General features: G+C 42.9%; 19 protein-coding genes and 1 CRISPR repeat array (1 of these 20 cut by a window edge). Of the genes, 12 read left to right on the top strand and 7 right to left on the bottom strand.

All coding sequences use genetic code 11. The annotated features are described in order from the left end of the window. Positions 1 to 3: 3 nt before the first annotated feature. Entirely contained in the window at positions 4 to 1,104 is a 1,101-nt protein-coding gene (gene serB, locus M2R47_RS01720) for a phosphoserine phosphatase SerB (RefSeq protein ID WP_249097996.1), read from the bottom strand. 352 nt (positions 1,105 to 1,456) lie between these two features. Here serB and M2R47_RS01725 point away from each other — a divergent pair, with 352 nt between their 5' ends. The 10 genes from M2R47_RS01725 (at position 1,457) to M2R47_RS01770 (ending at position 9,446) form a co-directional block, all read left to right on the top strand. After that, positions 1,457 to 2,725: a hypothetical protein gene (locus tag M2R47_RS01725; RefSeq protein ID WP_249097998.1), complete on the top strand. Its 1,269-nt coding sequence runs from the start codon at positions 1,457 to 1,459 to the stop codon at positions 2,723 to 2,725. Positions 2,726 to 2,867: 142 nt separating this feature from the next. Then, the gene (locus M2R47_RS01730; protein WP_249098001.1) at positions 2,868 to 3,074 is read left to right on the top strand and encodes a hypothetical protein; all 207 of its coding nucleotides are present in this window, start codon (positions 2,868 to 2,870) and stop codon (positions 3,072 to 3,074) included. A 127-nt stretch (positions 3,075 to 3,201) separates the two neighbouring features. Then, a complete protein-coding gene (locus M2R47_RS01735; protein WP_249098003.1) occupies positions 3,202 to 3,723 on the top strand; it encodes a UPF0149 family protein in 522 nt (173 codons plus the stop codon). 66 nt (positions 3,724 to 3,789) lie between these two features. After that, positions 3,790 to 4,146 (top strand): YbjQ family protein, encoded by a 357-nt coding sequence (locus tag M2R47_RS01740; RefSeq protein WP_249098006.1) that lies wholly within the window; start codon positions 3,790 to 3,792, stop codon positions 4,144 to 4,146. Positions 4,147 to 4,156: 10 nt separating this feature from the next. Beyond that, positions 4,157 to 4,609, top strand: a complete 453-nt coding sequence (locus tag M2R47_RS01745; protein WP_335341972.1) for a YbjQ family protein — start codon at positions 4,157 to 4,159, stop codon at positions 4,607 to 4,609. A 178-nt stretch (positions 4,610 to 4,787) separates the two neighbouring features. Then, on the top strand, positions 4,788 to 7,616 hold the full coding sequence (locus M2R47_RS01750; protein WP_249098267.1) for a valine--tRNA ligase: 2,829 nt from the start codon (positions 4,788 to 4,790) through the stop codon (positions 7,614 to 7,616). A gap of 70 nt (positions 7,617 to 7,686) precedes the next feature. Beyond that, the gene (locus M2R47_RS01755; protein ID WP_249098011.1) at positions 7,687 to 7,905 is read left to right on the top strand and encodes a DNA adenine methylase; all 219 of its coding nucleotides are present in this window, start codon (positions 7,687 to 7,689) and stop codon (positions 7,903 to 7,905) included. A gap of 161 nt (positions 7,906 to 8,066) precedes the next feature. Further along, positions 8,067 to 8,846, top strand: a complete 780-nt coding sequence (locus tag M2R47_RS01760; protein ID WP_249098012.1) for a DpnI domain-containing protein — start codon at positions 8,067 to 8,069, stop codon at positions 8,844 to 8,846. Then, positions 8,833 to 9,003 (top strand): DpnD/PcfM family protein, encoded by a 171-nt coding sequence (locus M2R47_RS01765; protein WP_249098014.1) that lies wholly within the window; start codon positions 8,833 to 8,835, stop codon positions 9,001 to 9,003. Before M2R47_RS01760 ends, M2R47_RS01765 begins: the two co-directional genes overlap by 14 nt. Before the next feature lie 2 nt (positions 9,004 to 9,005). Further along, positions 9,006 to 9,446, top strand: a complete 441-nt coding sequence (locus M2R47_RS01770) for a DNA-methyltransferase (RefSeq protein WP_335341973.1) — start codon at positions 9,006 to 9,008, stop codon at positions 9,444 to 9,446. Here M2R47_RS01770 and M2R47_RS01775 read toward each other — a convergent pair. Next, on the bottom strand, positions 9,433 to 10,356 hold the full coding sequence (locus M2R47_RS01775) for a histone deacetylase family protein (RefSeq protein WP_249098015.1): 924 nt from the start codon (positions 10,354 to 10,356) through the stop codon (positions 9,433 to 9,435). The genes M2R47_RS01770 and M2R47_RS01775 overlap by 14 nt on opposite strands. A gap of 8 nt (positions 10,357 to 10,364) precedes the next feature. Then, positions 10,365 to 10,976, bottom strand: coding sequence for a YbjN domain-containing protein (locus tag M2R47_RS01780; protein WP_249098017.1), 612 nt, complete (start codon positions 10,974 to 10,976; stop codon positions 10,365 to 10,367). A 134-nt stretch (positions 10,977 to 11,110) separates the two neighbouring features. Between M2R47_RS01780 and ccmA the strand changes: the two genes are divergently transcribed. Next, positions 11,111 to 11,743 carry a heme ABC exporter ATP-binding protein CcmA gene (ccmA, locus tag M2R47_RS01785; protein ID WP_249098019.1) on the top strand — a complete coding sequence of 211 codons (633 nt, stop codon included), beginning with the start codon at positions 11,111 to 11,113 and terminating at the stop codon, positions 11,741 to 11,743. After that, entirely contained in the window at positions 11,740 to 12,414 is a 675-nt protein-coding gene (locus tag M2R47_RS01790) for a heme exporter protein CcmB (protein ID WP_249098021.1), read from the top strand. Before ccmA ends, M2R47_RS01790 begins: the two co-directional genes overlap by 4 nt. A 97-nt stretch (positions 12,415 to 12,511) precedes the next feature. Here the strand turns inward: M2R47_RS01790 and M2R47_RS01795 are convergent, their stop codons facing one another. The 4 genes from M2R47_RS01795 to M2R47_RS01810 all read right to left on the bottom strand — a co-directional run bounded on the left by M2R47_RS01795 (position 12,512) and on the right by M2R47_RS01810 (position 18,579). Next, positions 12,512 to 13,903, bottom strand: coding sequence for an APC family permease (locus tag M2R47_RS01795; RefSeq protein WP_249098023.1), 1,392 nt, complete (start codon positions 13,901 to 13,903; stop codon positions 12,512 to 12,514). A gap of 305 nt (positions 13,904 to 14,208) precedes the next feature. Then, positions 14,209 to 14,979 (bottom strand): pteridine reductase, encoded by a 771-nt coding sequence (locus M2R47_RS01800; RefSeq protein WP_249098026.1) that lies wholly within the window; start codon positions 14,977 to 14,979, stop codon positions 14,209 to 14,211. Continuing rightward, complete coding sequence (locus tag M2R47_RS01805; RefSeq protein ID WP_249098028.1) at positions 14,972 to 16,144, bottom strand: tRNA nucleotidyltransferase/poly(A) polymerase-related protein; 1,173 nt, start codon at positions 16,142 to 16,144, stop codon at positions 14,972 to 14,974. The genes M2R47_RS01800 and M2R47_RS01805 overlap by 8 nt, the downstream gene beginning before the upstream one ends. Positions 16,145 to 16,239: 95 nt before the next feature. After that, positions 16,240 to 18,579 carry an NADP-dependent malic enzyme gene (locus M2R47_RS01810; protein WP_249098031.1) on the bottom strand — a complete coding sequence of 780 codons (2,340 nt, stop codon included), beginning with the start codon at positions 18,577 to 18,579 and terminating at the stop codon, positions 16,240 to 16,242. 194 nt (positions 18,580 to 18,773) lie between these two features. Next, positions 18,774 to 19,359: direct repeats of the CRISPR family, unit length 28 nt; unit sequence TTTATAAGCCACGCATGTGGTGGTGAAC (it continues 404 nt past the right edge of the window).

The following is a 19,359-nucleotide window of genomic DNA, read 5'->3' on the forward strand; positions in this document are numbered from 1 at the left end:
TTGTCAAGTACATACATCTAAACGATGACCTAGGGCATACAGCACGCCTTCAAGCCCTGTGATGGTGATGGCGGCATCAGCCTTTGCCTTGACAATCGGCTTGGCGTGATAGGCGATGCCCACATCAGCCATTGCCATCATCGGCAGATCATTCGCCCCGTCGCCTACGCACACGACTTGATGCATGCCAAGCGATAATTTGTTGGCTGTTTTGGCGGTGATGGCGGCTTTTTTATTACCATCAATGACATCATCATCGACTTGCCCTGTCAATTCGTGATCCAGTGTTGATAGGGTATTGGCATGATAATCGTCCATACCTAATGCTTGTGCGACATGACGAGCAAATGGCATAAAACCACCTGATATGAGTACAGTATGATAACCAATGGCTTTTAAGGCGGCGATTGTGGCATGTGCTCCTGCACTAAATGTGATGCGTTTGGCAATGATTTCATCAATCACATCAGTTTTAACCCCCTCAAGCAGTGCCACACGGCGAGCAAAGCTGGTGGCAAAATCAATCTCGCCACGCATGGCTTGCTCGGTAATGTCTGCAACCTTATCTTCAATTCCGCAGTATTTGGCAATTTCTACGATGACTTCTTGTTCAATCAGGGTTGAGTCCATGTCAAAGCATGCCAAACGATGCTTGTGTAGCAGTTGCCCGATGGATAAAATATGCACATCTGCGTCATTGCCCAGCTGTTTATGAAGATGGCTGGTGATTTGCTCATCAATGATGTGTGCGGCTGATTCTCGCTTGGCATCACTCATCTGTATGAATTTGGTCGGTGCCAGTAAGTAGCGATGAATTGAAACATCAGCAAGTGGCGTGGGGGAGTTGATGAGGTGGGCGTTTTTTTTGGCAATCTCATCATCAATGACATCGACAATTTGCCAGTTGGCTTGGGTATCTGCCCATGTTTGCATCAATGTATCGACATCATCATGCGGCCGCTTGGCGACAATGATGATAGCAAAGACAGGCAGGGTGTCAATCGGTGCGTCATCAATTCGCATGTCGACTGGGAGTACATGGGCGACCGATGTAAGTGCATTTTGCCATGCTTGTGAATTTTTTGGGAGGGCGTAGGTAATCATAAGATGTTTTCCTTATTTTTCAACTCACAAAAAGCCAAAAATAGACACAAATCTCATCAAGATTGTTTGACTCTATCATGCCCAAAATTTTTCAAAAATACAAGCACATTTCTTAAAAATTCAGATGCCTGCAATAAAAATACTCAAAAAAAGCTTTCAGTCATTACTAAAACACAGGCGAATCAATTTTTCATTGACTTTATTGGGAGCTAAAAAATCATGGCATTTCCAAAGAGTGTGCGTATTTTTTGGTAAAAATCAAATAAAACTGATTTCATTTTGGTACAAGCGTGCTACAATAAAGATTTTTTAAATCATCTCGTCCTGTTTTACTATTTTTTTGGTTCATTTTATGAATTTTTTAGCACCGCGGCAGGGGTTGTTTGCCGTCATTATCATCATCAGCTTATGCTTGCATACACTGTTTTTTGTGCTGTCTGAAGAGCGTGAAAGCAAAGAGCATCAGCATATGGTCGCAACCCAAGCGGTGTCTGAGCTTGTTCAGGCATTAAAAATACCGATGGCAACAGATGATCGCATCAGCATGAGTGTCATTGCAGATAAGTACATCAAAGAAGAAAAGCTGGCTTTTGTTGGGGTGTACGATGCTGAAGATGCGTTGCTTGTGCCTATGGGTAAAGAGAGTGCAGGTGGGCTTTCCTTAAAAGAGTCGGTGGTCTTGGGCAGTAATGCCTTGGGTAGTGTGGTTGTTAAAATGGATGCGGTGAACCACGCTCAAATCATCTCACGCCACTGGCTATTTTTGCTTGCTGTGACGGGCTTGCATGCGATTTTGTGGTTGATTTATGGATATTTGGCGCGCCCAACTGTTCAGATGCAAACGATGATTGCCCAAAAGGTGCGTTTGGAGCTTTTGGATAAGGGCTTACTCCAACAAGTGCCTTTAACGACGGTGCAGTCTCCTGATGAAGCAGACGATCAAAATGATTCGGTTTTGCAGCCATTACCAACATCATCACCAAATCACTCTGAAAGTCAGAATGCGCATGCCAAAACAGATGTTGACGAAAGCACACCCATTACTGATAATGAAAAACTGGTGGTGCAGGTGCTGTTTGAAGATCCGCACGAGTTATTCTCAACCGTTAGCAATGATAATAAGGTGGCTTATTTTGCCTTATGCGACCAGCTGCTTAATAAAGCGTTGTTACATCTGTTAGAATTGCCATTATTGGCGGGTGTGCAAGCCAATGTTGTCAAGGGCTATGATGAAAAAGGTGCTAAGGTTGCCTTGTATGGCAACACAACCGCAAAAGTGGCTACCGCTGCCGTATTCTTATCCAAACTCATGATGATGCTAAACCAAGTGGTTTATGAAAAACACCGTGAAATCAAACGCGTGGCTTGGCAGGTTCGCACAACAGTAAGTCATGCCAGTGATGCTGGCATCATGCTGGATTTGTCCAAGCGTCGTCGTGAGGCACCGATGATTTTGCTTGATAAAGTCGCTCGTGATGAGGTCAAATCCTATGTTCAGCTGACTCATCTTGATGCCCCCATGTCGGTTCAAGAGCGTGAGGCTTGCAGTTTGACGAACATCACTTCTGGGGCTGCCGATCGACTGCGTAGTGTGCAAGATAAGGTTTTGTTGGAAGATTGATGGGCGAGCTTTGGGTAAATTATTCTCAAAGTCGTCATTAGTACTTGACAATTGACAAAAATACAGATATAAGGCACAAATGGTTGGTGAAAATACGCCAGTCAATCGCTTGCAACTTAAAATCTGGACATGAGGAGTCATTATGAGTGATATTGATGATTTTGACGATGACGGCTTTGAAGAAGATGCGGACGCACAGTTGGCAGACGAGACGAAAGCCAAGCCTTTGGAAAAGCGTTTAAAAATTGATGCCTTGTTAGAGCGGCAGCGTCTAAAAAAACTTGAACAGGCTCTTGAGCAAGAAGATGATTTTGCCGATTTTGATCTTGACGATGATTTTGATGACTAAATATGGTGAGTTGTTGATTTGTCGTGATTTGGTGAAGCAAAAATATCATAAGGCTTTTATCTGGGTGATATGAGCCTTTTTTGTGATGAAGCCATTTTAAAACCCCAAATGAATTAAGAGAATGCGTATGAACAAGCAAGAACTATTTGACTACCTACATTCAGATGCTAATCAACTGGGTCTTGATCCGATTGCGGCTCATGGATTTTTGACTGCGACGGTGGTTGGTAAGCCTCTGCCAAATTGGCTGTCAGCTTTTTTTGAAGGTGCGGATAAACAAGTGCCAACCGAGGTTAAAGAGGCTTTGATTGCCTGGCAACAAGAACTCTACGACACCCTAAAAGCCGAAGAGCCAATCGAGTTGCCATTCGATGCCAGTGAAGAGGCGGAGGACTTTAGTGAAGAGGGTGATTTGGCGGCATGGGCGATAGGTTTTGTCGATGCGATGTACTCAGATGAGAAGGTTGATTGGTTTGATGATGAGGACGCCGAGGAGGATGTGGCGATGCTGACGCTGCCCATGGTGCTGTTGTCTGGCATTGATCCTGATATGGATGAGATGCGTGATGAAGAGACATTGGCACAAATGGCGAATGCTCTGGAGGATAATATTACGGAGTTATTTTTATTGTTTCATACCGATGAGTGATGGTATGGACATGTGTCAGCATGATTGAATGCTAGTTATGTTTTTTTTGATTGTTTAAGGAGAATTATGCAGCTATCCAATTTGGAACATTTACCTAACCACATCATCACTGAAAGATTGGATGTGGTCTATGGCAGTACGGTACGCAGCAAGCATGTCGGTAAGGATTTTTTAGCCAGTCTAAAAAACATCGTGGGTGGTGAGTTGGTCGCCTACACAGAACTGTTGGAGGAAGCGCGACAGGAGGCCTTGGATCGTATGGTGGCTAAAGCCCAAGCGTTGGGTGCTGATGCGGTGGTGGGCATACGCTTTTCTACTTCTAATATCGCAGCAGGTGCGTCTGAAATCTTTGTTTATGGTACAGCTGTTAAAGTACGAAAGAATCTTTCATCATCTGGTCAAAGCTTGACGCCGTTTGAATGAGTTTGGCGACATGATGGACTTTATTGAGTTACTCTTAAAAAACATACAAATAACGATTTCGGTGATCTTACTCATCATAGGCTGGTGTTTTGGTAGGGTTAATGAGCGTAAACATCTTGTCAAACTTGATGCTGATGAACAAAGTTTGACACACATTATTGTCTCAAATGAGCGACTTTATATGCCCAAAGTTCTTGGTGATGGCGTTTTGGTCATGGGTGGTGTTTGTGTTGCTCAAGATAGATTTAAGCTGATTTCTGCCATTTTCCTAAGTTTTTTTGGCAAAAATCTGACGGTGTATGAAAGTCTTTTAGAGCGTAGTCGCCGTGAGGCTGTGATACGCATGAAGCGTCAAGCAAGTGAGTTAGGCTATGACCACATCTATGGCGTACGCATCGAAACCTCAATGGTTGATGGTGGTGGGGTGGAGGTGCTGGCGTATGGGACGGCGGTTCGATGTTAAGTGTTATTTGTTGATGTGAATCATGCCCTAGCCATATGCTGGCTGGGGCGTTGTTTTTGGTATTGGTCAAAATATTCATTACCTACTATAATTTTTATTACAGTTTTGTTAGAATAACTGGTATTTTTTTATTCATTTATTAGCATGTTTTGGAGTTGTTGTGAGTATTTTAGATAAAATGTCGTCAAGTTATGCCCCCAATATGATTGAGTCAGGTAGATATGAAGCTTGGGAAAACACAGGGTATTTTAAACCGAACTTATCTTTATCGTCTGCTTTCTCTATTGCCACGCCACCGCCCAATGTAACAGGCTCACTTCACATGGGGCATGGATTTAACAACACCATTATGGATGCACTCATTCGTTATCACCGCATGATGGGAAAATCCACACTGTTGCAAGGTGGCACTGACCATGCAGGTATCGCAACACAAATGGTGGTAGAACGCCAATTAGCTTTACAAGGCATTTCTCGTCATGATTTAGGGCGTGAAAAATTTTTAGAAAAAGTGTGGGAGTGGAAAGTGCAATCAGGTGGTACGATTACGGAGCAAATCCGTCGTTTAGGCACAAGTGTTGATTGGTCGCGTGAACGATTTACGATGGATGAAGGGCTATCTAATGCTGTGAAAGAAGTATTTGTACGGCTTTATGATGAAGGCCTGATTTATCGTAAAAAACGCCTTGTCAATTGGGATATTAAACTTCAAACTGCCATTTCAGATTTAGAAGTAGAAAACCGTGATGAAAAAGGTTTTATGTATCATGTTCGCTATCCTTTTGTCAAAGGGCAAACGGACGCCAATGGGGAAAGCCTTGACGGTCAATATATGCACATTGCCACCACTCGTCCAGAGACGATTTTGGCGGACGGCTGTTTGGCGGTACACCCTGATGACACACGCTATACGCACCTTTTGGGTAAAATGGTTCATGTGCCACTGACCGACCGTACCATTCCTGTGTTGGCTGACCCTTATCCTGACCCAGAATTTGGTACGGGTTGCGTAAAAATCACTCCTGCTCACGATTTTAATGACTATGAAGTGGGTGAACGCCACGACATTGAAATCATCAATTTGATGAATTTGGACGGTACAATGAACGAAAATGCACCGTCTAATTATCAAGGGCTTGACCGTTTTGAGGCTCGCACCAAAATCATTGAAGATTTACAAACGCACGGCTTTTTAGAAAAAATTGAACCCCATGAATTAAAACGCCCTTATGGTGATAGAAGTGGCGTGGTGATTGAGCCATTACTCACCGACCAATGGTATGTCAAAATTGATACACTTGCCAAACCTGCTATTGATGCAGTGGAAAATGGTGATATTAAATTTGTGCCAGAACAATATACCAATATGTATATGGCGTGGATGCGTGATATTAAAGATTGGTGTATTTCTCGCCAATTGTGGTGGGGACACCGCATTCCTGCGTGGTATGATGACAATGGCAATTTTTATGTGGGACGAGATGAAAATGAAGTTCGCCAAAAATATCATTTAGGCGATATCAATTTACGCCAAGATGAAGATGTGCTAGATACTTGGTTTTCATCAGCCCTTTGGACATTTAGTACGCTTGGTTGGACAGGCACGGACAAAGATTTTGATAATGAAATCCTACAAAAATTCCACCCTACTGATGTGCTTGTAACAGGCTTTGACATCATTTTCTTTTGGGTTGCCAGAATGATAATGATGACTTTGCATTTTGTTAAAGATAAAGACGGCAAATCGCAAGTTCCGTTCAAAACTGTCTATGTACATGGCTTAGTGCGTGATGGTGAAGGCAAAAAAATGAGTAAATCAAAGGGTAATGTATTAGACCCTCTTGATTTAATAGACGGCATTGATTTAGAAAGTTTGGTTGCCAAACGCACCACCGGACTAATGAATCCCAAAGATGCTGTTAAGATTGAAAAAGCAACTCGTAAAGAATTCTCAGAAGGTATTCTTGCTTATGGCACGGATGCGTTACGCTTTACCTTTGCAAGTCTTGCTAGCACAGGAAGAGACATCAACTTTGACCTTAAGCGTGTAGAGGGTTACCGCAATTTTTGTAACAAAATTTGGAACGCCAGCCGTTTTGTGCTGATGAATGTGGACGGTAAAGCCATTCATCAAGACGCAAAACCAGAACTTTGGGAATTGCCAGAGCAATGGATCATCAGCCGATTACAAAAATGTGAGCAAGCGGTGAATTTCGCCTTTGAAACCTATCGCTTGGACTTGGCAAGTCAAGCCATTTACGATTTTATTTGGAATGAATACTGCGATTGGTATGTAGAACTGAGTAAAGCCGTTTTAAACGATGCGAATGCTAGCGATGAACGCAAAGCCCAGATTCGTTATGTATTATTGTCGGTATTGGAAACCGCATTGCGGTTAACCCACCCGCTTATGCCGTTTATTACGGAAGAAATTTGGCAAGCGCTTGCACCGATGATTGGACGAGGCGGTAAGACGATTATGCTGGCTGATTATCCAATGACTAATGAAAGTTACATTAATGAGCAGGCTGAAAACGATATGGCGTGGCTACAAGGCTTAATCGGAGCGGTGCGTAATATTCGTGGCGAAATGAATTTGGGCAATAGCGTCAAATTGCCTGTGCTACTACAAAACATCAATGACAGCGAAAAAGCACAAATCAAGCGTATTGAAACTTTATTTAAAGCTCTTGCTAAGGTAGAGAGTTTGGCATTTTTGGGTAACGATGAAAAAGCCCCGCTGTCGTCCTCATCGGTGGTAGGCAATGCGGTGGTGTTTGTGCCAATGAAAGGCTTAATTGACCCACAAAAAGAATTGATACGACTCCAAAAAGAGCTGGATAAACTCACCAAACAATACGAGCAAATCAAAACCAAACTTGCTAATGAAGCCTTTGTCGCCAAAGCCCCTGCTAATGTGGTTTCGGCTGAGAAAGAGAAATTAGCAGAATTGGAAGGACAGATTGGGAAAGTTAGGCAGAGTGTGGGGGAGATTGAGGGGCTTTAAATCAAAAAAAGCAAATAGATCATTATGTGATCTATTTGCTTAATAGTGTTAATTTGAGTGATAAAAATAGATGAAACCTTTTTTAAAGTGGGCTGGCGGAAAAACATCTTTGATTGGTGAAATTCAAAAACGCTTGCCTGATTATGTTTATACACAAGACTTTTGTTTGATAGAGCCTTTTGTTGGCGGCGGAGCAGTTTGCTTATGGGCATTGTCGCAGTTGCCATATCTTAAAAAGCTAATTATCAATGATTATAATGCCGATTTAATCAATGTTTACTCACATTAGCTCTAATCTTTAAAAGATAAACAAAGTATTGGGTTTATTATTTTTATTTGACTGTCATTTTAATTCAGTGGATTGTGATGTTTGTGAAATGACATTCAATTAGATTGGATATGGGTAGATGCTATAAAAAGATAAAGAGAGTATAGGGCATGTAAAAGACGATGAATTTATATTTTGATAAAAACTTAGCAAATGAATACATTAGTAAGGCTCAAATTGCAAGAGTTTTAACTGAAAATTGGGTGTTGAATAACTCATATTGTCCCAAATGCGGAAATCTGCCATTATCTGAATTTGAGAACAATCGACCTGTTGCTGATTTTTACTGTCAAAATTGCCTCGAAGAATTTGAGTTAAAAAGTAAAAATGGTCGTTTGCCCAATGTGATAACAGACGGTGCTTATGCAACGATGATAGAGCGTATCAACGCTAATAACAGCCCAAACTTTTTCTTCTTAACTTATGATAAACAGTGCCGAGTTAATGATTTTTTGATTATACCAAAACAATTTTTTACTCCAAGTATTATTATCAAAAGAAAGCCTTTGTCGCCCAATGCAAGGCGTGCAGGCTGGGTTGGATGCAATATTGATATATCCAATGTTGTTGATTTTGGTAAAATTTTCTTGGTCAAAAATTCTCAAATAATTAATCAAAATTTGGTGCAAGAACATTTTAATAATACCTTATTTATTCGCACTAAGAATATAGAGTCAAGAGGTTGGATATTGGACATAATGATGTGTATAGATAGTATTTCAAAAGATACTTTTAACCTAAAAGATATTTATGATTTTGAAGAGATATTAAAAATAAAATACCCAAACAATAACTTTATTAAAGATAAAATTAGACAGCAGTTGCAAATTTTGAGAGATAAAGGATTGATTGAATTCGTTGCCCGTGGTCGATATAAAAAGGTAAAATATGCAAGCCTATAAAATACAACTTCAAGAGACTTTATCAAAAATTATTGAGGTTCAGGCAAGTAACATTGATGAAGCCATTCGTATCGTACAAGAATCCTATCAAAATGAAGATATTGTACTGGATTGGGGTGATTTTGTTTTGGTGGAATTTAATGATGTTTCTGATTAAAAATTACTTCGTATTTCTCTTGTCGGTATTTCACCTATTCCGCTGAGTGGATTATATGGGCAAGAAAAAATCCAAAAATACCACATTATTTTAACTATGATTTGATGAAAAGATTAAATGCCAATAAACAGCAAAAAGATGTTTGGCGATTGCTCGCAGTAAGTGGCTGGGAAAAGACACAAGGGGAACATCCAACCCAAAAACCACTTGGACTTTTGTCAAGAATTATTTTAGCCTCTACCCAAAAAGGTGATTTGATAGTAGATCCATTTTCAGGGTCTGGTACAACAGGCATTGCGGCAACTTTACTGGATAGAAATTATATTGGCATTGAGCAAGAATTGGGATTTTTGGAATTATCAAAAAGGCGTTATCAAGCAATTACCCCAAGCCTAAAAAATGAATTTAAACAAAAAGTTCGCACACAGATTAGTGTAATTTAGTCACTTTTGGATTTTTCACCACCCCAAACACCACACCATGCCCCTCTACAATGACATCAATATCAGGGGCGTAGCCACCGCCCATGACCACCGACATTGGGATTTGCCGATCAAGCATCGTCTTGACCACATACTGCTCTCGCTCATACAGCCCATTCATCGTCAGATCGATTCGCCCAAGTCTGTCATCAGCAAGTACATCTACGCCAGCTTGATAGAAAACAAAATCAGGATTAAAGTCATCAAGCACTTTGGGTAAATGGTGGCTTAATAAACGCAAATACTCATCATCGCCTGTGTTGTCAGCCAAGCCAATATCCAAATCCGACTTTGGTTTATGATAAGGGTAGTTTTTCTCGCCGTGCATACTCATCACAAAGACATTGGCATTATCCGCCATGATGGATGCATTGCCGTTGCCCTGATGGACATCTAGGTCAAGGATTAAAATGCGTTTGGCAAGTGATTGATTTAATAGCACATGACTTGCCACACAGACATCATTTAAGACACAAAAGCCCTCGCCACTGTCTGCAAAAGCGTGGTGCGTTCCACCTGAAGTAGAAAAACTGATGCCGTCCGTGAGTGCGTATTTGGCACAGGCGATTGTCGCTCCCACCACCAGCCGTTCACGGTCGATCAGCTTTTTATTCATGGGTAAGCCGATTTTGCGGGCTTCTTTGGGCGATAAAGTCAAATCATCTAACGCTTGCCAATACTCTGCCGTATGCGTGGTTAAGATTTCATCAATCGTTGCCATTGGCGGAATGAAAAACTGACTGGGCATAGCAATACCGTCCACCAATAATTTTTGGGGTAGTCGCTCATATTTTGCCATTGGGAAGCGATGATTCTCTGGCAATGACAAGCAAAAATCAGGATGATGTGCGATTTTAACTGATTTATACATAAAAAAATTTATTGGCGTTCGTGCGTTGGTATAAAAAAACCACCATCATCTCGTGGACTTTCTTCAGATTCTGGTGCATCTGATACATAATCATGCCAAAATGGACTGGGTTCGGTTTCTTTCATCACCTCATCATAAAGGTGCTGTGCCATCTCAGTCAGACTTGCCACTCCTTGCAAATAGCAACTGATTGCCTTGTCGCTAAGTATTCCAAACTCACCATCAACCGACATTCTGACGCGCACTTCCCCATCAGTCGGATCAAGCTCAATGCTGCCAAAAGAGATGCTGGTATTGGCATAGGCGATCTTCATCATCATGGGTGCGAAATGGCTGGGCGGTACGGTATTTGGTAATATACCAAATATGGCAATGAGCTGATTGTTTTCGTTGATGCGAAAGACACAAGTCCAGTCCAGACTTTGATCAGTCAGGTTTAAAATGAGGTGATGCGTTCGACCGTTTTTGATGTTGGGCTTGCGGTGTTCGTATTGCCACCCTTGGGAGTCTAGCCATGCCATGATGCGTGTCGTTACAGGGGTGTGGTTGTCAGTGGATGGTGGGGAGATGGCGTTCTTTTTATTTTTAAAGAGATTTTTGAGTTTGTTTAATATGTTCATGCGTATCCTGTTGTTGATATTTTTTTAAATTGTAGCTTAAACAGATGGATTATGCAAAGCAAATCATACAAACTGGTTTTTCTTAGGTGTGTTTTTTGATATGATGAGCGATATTTTTAATAAACACTCATGCAATGACTTTATCAACTCAATTTGCCAAGCGTGGCATCATCACGCTAGACGGCGTGGATGTGCAACGAGGCGACTTCATATTATGCCAAGCGGTTAACATGACTTTAAATACAGGTGATGTGTGCCATTTGATGGGTGAGAATGGACTGGGAAAAACGACGCTATTATCGCAGATTGCAGGACTGCTACCCGTCATGACGGGCAAGCTGATCCATCACCAAGAATGCAACAAGCCTGTGTATGTGTCGCATCAGCTGGGCATCAGTGGTAGTTTGACCGTTGAACAAAACTTGGTGTTCTTACTCTCTTTATATGGGGTGGATGCTGATCATGACATGGTTGACTTTGCATTGGAGCAGGTAGGCTTGTATGGACTAAACGATGTGTCTAGCGTGCGATTATCAGCAGGGCAGATGCGCCGAGTGGGATTGGCCAAGATGTTTTTAATGACGCCTGAGCAATCGCCTCTATGGCTGCTTGATGAACCGATGACAGCACTTGATGTGCAGATGGTGGGGCGAATCGAGGAGCGTATTCGTGAGTTTGCTAACATGGGTGGGGCGGTCTTAATGACCAGTCATCAGGCTATCTCTGTAAATACAAGTGTGCTGGATTTGGCGGAGTTTGCATTATGATGAAGCGTGCTTTTAGAACCATGTTGGTGCGTGAATGGCAAATAAAACGCCAAGGTGCGGTACAGTGGTTATTCCCATTGATGATTTTTTTAATCATCATCGTGCTGTTTCCGCTTGCGGTGGGCAGTGAGCCTAGGGTACTATTGCGTCTTGCGACTTCAGCGGTATGGATTGCAGCTTTGTTGTCATTGGTGATTGGTGTGGACGATTTGTTTAAGGCTGATTTGGAGAATGGCACGCTGGCACAGATTGTGGTGTCTGATGCTCCTTTGGCTGTTTGGGTGTTTGCCAGATTGCTCACTCACTGGGTTTTTAGTGCAGGATTTGTGTCGGTGCTGTCTTTATTTGCCACGCCATTATTCAAGGTGCCGATTGATGAGGCGGCCATGCTGATGCTATCTCTCATTGTCGGTTCTCCTCTCATGCTCATGCTCTCTGCGATTGCCAGCAGTTTGACATTGAGTCTAAAAAATGGTGCGGTGCTTGTGCCACTGATTGCTTTACCGATGCAGTTGCCTGTGTTGATTTTTGCAACAGGGGCGGTGGATTTGTATGCCACAGGACTAAATGGACTGCCGACTTTGGCTTTGCTTGGTTCGATGAGCATCGTAGCGGTTATTGTAACGCCGTGGATTGTGGCACAGATATTAAAAATGGCTTGGGCAAGCTGATGCCATATTCACGATGTCTTAACATGTCTTTTAGAGCAATAACCAATGATGAGTAAAAACCCTGTCGATTGACAGGGTTTTTTTATGAGAGATGGTGTTACACATCTTCTTCTTTAAACTGGGGTACTGGTTTTTTAAAGCCGTGTGTCTTGACACCAAGCCACGCAAAGCCAATCGCTGCCCAGAATAAGCCAACTTTAAAGGTGGTGCCATCTACTTCAAGCCACATCAAAAACACACTGATAAAGCCAGCTATTGGAATGATGATATAATTAAAAATATCTTTGCCACCTTTAATGAGATGATTATTTCGGAAGGCATAATGAAAAATGACCGATAAGTTGACGAAGCTAAAAGCGGTCAATGCACCAAAGCTGATTAGGTTGACGATGGATTCCAAGCTGATAAAGCCTGCGGTTAGAGCCACCGCCCCTGCAATCAGAATGTTATTGACAGGAGTGAGCAGTTTTGGGTGAATTTTACCGAATATGTTTTTACTGATGACGCCATCGCGACCCATCACATACATCAGGCGAGATACGCCTGCGTGTGCTGAGATGCCAGATGCCATGACAGTAATGATGGCAAAGCCTAGCACGACTGCTTTAAATGCTGCACCGCCCACTGCCTCTAAAATCTCAGGTTGAGTCTCATCAACCAGCTCAAAATAAGTCTCTGGATGATTTGGGAAGTAGATTTGCATGAAATAGGTACTGATGATGAATACAACACCTGCAATCAATGTTGTGAGAATCATTGCTTTTGGCAACACGCGTTTGGTGTCTTTGGTTTCTTCAGCAAGCGTAGATAACGCATCAAACCCCGTGAAAGAGAAGCATAGAATGGTCGCACCTGTGATTAACGCACCCACAGAAGTCATGCTGTCCCAAAACGGTGCCATGCTCCATAGATGATAGGCGTTGTCAGGACTGATGATGCCGTCGGCGTTTTGACCTGCTGATAATGAATTGTAGGTTAAAAAGACGAATATCGCAATCACCGCAAGCTGTACAAAGACGATCCAGCTGTTGAAATAAGCCACAATTTTTGAGCCAAATAAATTGACACCTGTCATCAGGGCGGTTAAACCAATCACCCATACCCAGCTGTTGATGGTGGGGAAAAGAGCGTTTAAATAAATCACCGCCAAGACGATATTTACCAATGGTGAGAGTAAGTAATCAAGCCAGCTTGACCAACCGACCATAAAGCCCATTGATGGATTGATGGCGCGTTGCGTATAGGTATAAGCAGAACCTGATGAGGGGTAGGCTCGAATCATATGACCATAACTGACAGAAGTCAATAATATGGCAATCAAGGCAAAAATATAAGACATCGGTACATGACCGCCACTATCACGAGATACCATACCAAAAGTATCAAGCAAAGTCATGGGCTGGATATAAGCAAGTCCAATGATGATCACATGCCACAAGCTAAGATTTCTTTGTAAACGAGCGACATTGGTGGTGGGTGAAGTATTCAACGATGGTATTCCTTTTAAGTGTGCGAAAATCGCAGTCAACACAAAAGCGAACTACAGCTTCATCGTATCAAACCTAGGGTTTGAATTTGTTTCGATTAGGCTATCTGCTCCAAAATTAATATTAAAGTTAAAAAAGCAATTTTACCCAAATATTGCCAAAAGCCCATACAAGCGTTGCCATATCCAAGTAAAATTGTGGGAATTTTAACTGAAAAAATACCATTTGTCAGCTATTTTTTCTAATTTTTTGCTTGTTACGCACCTTTGTAAAAGGCATATTTCCATTCGTTGCATAGTTACGGCGGTTAAGAATATTGCCCACCGCACAAAGTCAAGCTGCGACCGCCATCAACAGCGATGATCTGACCTGTAATATAAGAAGCATCTAGCAAAAAAGCGACTGCCTGAGAGATGTCTGTTGGAGTGCCGATTTTTTTTAGAGGGACGGATTGTCGTAGAGTGTTACACATTGCATCACTAAAATCATCAGGTAAAACATTCACCCCTGGTGATACGCCATTGACTCGAACCACTGGTGCCAGCTCCAATGCCAATGCCTGTACCATGGCTCTATGACTGGATTTGGCCATGGTGTAGATCGGATAATTCACAAAGGGCTTATTGTCTGCATGAATGTCAAGCAGGCTAATGATTTGCCCTGCGTTGGCAGTCAGCTCTTTTAAAAATAGATGGCTTAATATGAGTGGTGCTTTTGAATTGGTCAAAAAAAGTTCATGGTAGTGGCTGCTGATGGTGGTGGTATCGCATGTTAGGTCGGTTGGGTAAAAGCTTGATGCGTTATGAATCAGCACATCCAAACGCCCAAATAATGCCAATGTCTGTGATTGAAATCTGTTCAGCTTGACTAAGTCGTCAATGTCCGCAAAGTCTAAGCATATCGTCTTGGCAGAACCAGCACGAAGGGCGTTTAGCTCTTTTGCCAAAGCTTGTGCGGCTGCTTGACTTTTGGCGTAGTGAATGATGATTTGATGACCAAGTGCGTGCAAGGTGCGACAAATCTGTGCCCCAATGCGTCTAGAACCTCCTGTGATGAGGGCAATTTTTTGATCACGCATCGTTGACATGCTCATTGAGAGTGTCTTGAAGTTTTGATAGCCTAAGCTTGGTCAATGCCATGCCAATTTCCCTGCCTTTTAAGCTTGGGTCAATCTCATGAATGCCCACGCTTTTATAGGTATTGATGGCATCATTTAGAAGCGTCATCGCTTGATTTTTAGAGATGATGGGCTTTTTTGTAACGATAAAAATTGTCATGATGACATCGTTTAGAGTTCGTTGTTCGCCTTGATGAGCTTTGGTCTTTTCTATTAGGCGAATGATGTCATTGGCGTTTGGGGTTTTGTTGAAAATGGCATGAAATTCTGTGAGTAGGGTTGCGATTTGGACAGGGTAGTTTGGGGTGTTTAGGCGATTGGCAATCTTTTGAATTAGGGTTTTGTTGGTTGTGTCATCGCCCAGATGACCACCACACATGATGGCAAATTGTACAGCGATGGTATGGTTTTTTGCCAAAGAGAGGTCATGAATGATTTGGTTAAAGATAGAGTCATTTTGCCAATGATCATCAAGCTCTTTTAACAAATAGGGCAAAATCCTAAGAGTTTTTAGTGCTTGCCAATAATGATGAGCCGTCCCAGTTTGCATCGTTTTGATACTCTCCGCCCAAATTCTTTCACGACTCAACTGCGATAATTCGCCAGCTTTCGCCATTGTCTGCATCAAGGTGAGTGTTTCATCAGCAATCTTAAACCCTTGCTCAAAATAGCGAGCTAAAAAACGAACGGTTCGTAAGATTCTTAGTGGATCTTCGGTGAAAGCAGGTGAAATGTGGCGTAAGGTCTTATTACTCAAATCTGTCAATCCGCCGTATAAATCAATGACCTCTCCTGTTGTTGGTGTGTCATCGAACAATCCTATCACTTCAATAGCCAACGCATTGATGGTAAGGTCTCGGCGAAGCAAGTCATCTGCCAGGCTGACGCTTTTTGTTTGGGTTGAAAAGCCTTGATAGCCAACGCCATTTTTGCGTTCTATGCGGGCAAGGGCGTACTCATGATGTGTGTCTGGGTGTAAAAATACAGGAAAGTCAGCACCGACTTGTGTGAAGCCCAACTTTTTGATTGTGTCAAAATCTGCCCCCACCACCACAAAGTCTTTATCCTTGACTGGCAAGCCCAGTAAGGAGTCTCTGACCGCACCACCAACAAGATATACCTGCATAACACACCACCACAAAAAGCTGAGTTGATTTTGACTGGTTTTGACATAAAAAGACCCATCAGAGAGTCTTTTTATGTTTGGGAATGGGCAGGGCGTCAGGCGACTTGCTCATTATCTTGGACTTCACTGACTGTCAAAGCTGTCATATTGACAATGCGGCGTGCGGTCGCCGATGGTGTTAAAATATGCACAGGTTTGTCCGCACCCAGTAGAATTGGACCTAAGCTTGCTGATCCTGTGGCGGTTTTAAGTAGGTTAAAAGCGATGTTGGCTGCATCTAATGTTGGCAGGATTAATAGGTTTGCAGAACCTGTCAATTTGCTAAATGGATAATCCTGCTGGCGTAGGCGTGCATCTAATGCGACATCGCCATGCATTTCACCATCAAATTCAAAATCGACATTCATGTTACTTAAGATTTCATGGACACGACGCATCTTAATGGCAGATGCACGGTCTGATGTGCCAAAGTTGGAATGCGACAGTAGGGCGACTCGTGGTGTGATGCCAAAGCGGCGTATGGCAGCGGCTGCCATTACGGTCATTTCTGCCAGCTCTTCGGCAGTCGGATCTTCGTTGATGTAGGTATCAGCAATGAATAGGTTGCGGTTTTGCATGAGTACGGCACTCATGGCATAAAAATTCGACGCATCTTCACGCTTGCCAATCACTTGATTTAAGTATTTTAAGTGTAGGTGATAAAAGCCAAAAGTACCACAAATCAGACCATCTGCATCACCCAGCTCAACCATCAACGAGCCATGCAAGGTGGTCTTGCGACGAACATCGCGGCGAGCCAGTTCTGGGCTGACACCATGGCGTTGGTTCTGTTGATAATAGTGTTCACAGTAGGCTTCATAGCGTGGGTTGTTGTTTGGGTCGATGATGGTAATGTCCTGCCCATCTACCAAACGCAGACCGAGTGCAGCAATCTCTTGATTGATGACATTAGGGCGACCGAGTAAAATTGGTTTGGCAATCTTTTCATCTACCACCACTTGTACAGCACGCAGTACATTGATGTCCTCGCCTTCGGCATAAACGATACGCTTTGGATCTGTCTTTGCTTTATTAAACACAGGTTTCATGGCAAGGGCGGTATTGTAGACGAACTCTGAGAGTTTTTGACGATATTCATCAAAATCTGCGATCGGTAAAGTCGCCACGCCTGTATCCATTGCTGCTTTGGCAACAGCAGGAGCGATTTCTAGAATTAAGTTTGGTTCAAGTGGGCCAGGAATGAGATATTCACGGCCGAATGATTTGCTGGTCTTGCCATCGGTGTCTAGGTGAACCGACTCGGTATGTGCCATCGCAGCAATCGCATGAACACAGGCAAGCTTCATCTCTTCGTTGACCACGGTCGCACCCACATCTAAGGCACCACGGAAAATGTATGGAAAGCACAGAGCATTGTTGACTTGGTTTGGGTAGTCTGAACGACCAGTTGCCATGATGACATCAGAACGCACGGCATGAGCCAACTCTGGCATGATTTCAGGAGTTGGGTTGGCCAAAGCAAAGATGATGGGGTCTTTTGCCATAGAGCGTACCATGTCTTGGGTAACAATGCCTGGACCTGACAGCCCTAAAAACACATCCGCACCAATCATGACTTCAGCCAAGGTGGTCTTATCCGTATCTCTGGCAAAACGAGCTTTTGACTCATCTAAGTTGGTGCGAGCAGTGGTAATCACGCCTTTAGAGTCAAGTACATAGATGTTGTGTTTTTTTACGCCTAAAGCCACCGCCAAATCCAAGCAAGAAATGGCCGCAGCACCCGCACCAGAACATACCAGCGTGATGTCTTCAATGTTTTTACCATTAAGCTGTAAGGCATTTAATAGGGCGGCCGCTGAGATGATGGCGGTGCCGTGCTGGTCATCATGAAAGACAGGAATGTTCATCCGACTGCGTAATTCACGCTCAATATAAAAGCACTCTGGTGCTTTGATGTCTTCTAGGTTGATGCCGCCAAAAGTTGGCTCAAGGCTTGCGACCGTCTCAATGAACTTATCCGGATTGGTTTCGTTAATCTCAAGATCAAACACATCAATTCCAGCAAATTTTTTGAATAATACGCCTTTGCCTTCCATCACAGGCTTAGAGGCGATTGCTCCGATATTACCTAAGCCTAATACGGCCGTACCGTTGGTAATCACGCCCACAAGATTGCTTCGTGCGGTATATTTGGCAGCAAGTTTTGGGTCTTTTTCAATTTCAAGACATGGCAATGCCACACCTGGCGAGTAAGCGAGTGCCAAATCACGCTGGTTGGCGATTTGCTTGGTTGGGGTGACTGAGATTTTACCAGGTCGTGGATGTTCGTGGTAGTGTAATGCCGCTTGTTCAAACTGAATGCGTTGTGCATCAACTTCAGAAGCAAAAGTGGTGTCTTTGGTTTTGTTTTGCTCAGGGATATGCTGATGTGCCATGTGATGTTCCTATGATAAGATAGCGTGGCGGTATTTTATCATGATTTTGAGGCTGGTGCTAGGTTTGGGTGGTTGGTCTGTTTTTATGAATGCCCATGGGTTGAGATTTTTTAAACTGATCTATTGTTATAAAAATTCCTTTAGAATATCTATCGGTGATGGATAATGGCTACATGATCCATGATTTCTTTGATTTTATAAGCCACGCATGTGGTGGTGAACTGGTACGCCATGATAGTTTGGGTTTTTAGCGTTTTATAAGCCACGCATGTGGTGGTGAACGCTGATCTATATGAAACATGGGCATTTTTTTATTTATAAGCCACGCATGTGGTGGTGAACTAATACATGCCAGTCGCTATGCAGAAGCATTTTTTATAAGCCACGCATGTGGTGGTGAACAGCGGGGTTGTGGGCGTTAAAAGCAGAGCAGTTTTTATAAGCCACGCATGTGGTGGTGAACTGAGTTGCCTGATTTTGACCGCACAGACGCTTTTTATAAGCCACGCATGTGGTGGTGAACATGGGGCGGAGCTTCTGCGTGCGACTCTTGAGTTTATAAGCCACGCATGTGGTGGTGAACTCATTCAGAGTTAATCAATACTAAGATTGATGATTTATAAGCCACGCATGTGGTGGTGAACTTCGCAAATGCGAGACCGCTCAAGGCTTTGGCTTTATAAGCCACGCATGTGGTGGTGAACTGGTACGCCATGATAGTTTGGGTTTTTAGCGTTTTATAAGCCACGCATGTGGTGGTGAACTGACCGCTCTAAAATG

The sequence above is a fragment of the Moraxella oculi genome (assembly GCF_023336735.1).
In the GTDB taxonomy this organism is placed as follows: Bacteria; Pseudomonadota; Gammaproteobacteria; order Pseudomonadales; family Moraxellaceae; genus Moraxella; species Moraxella oculi.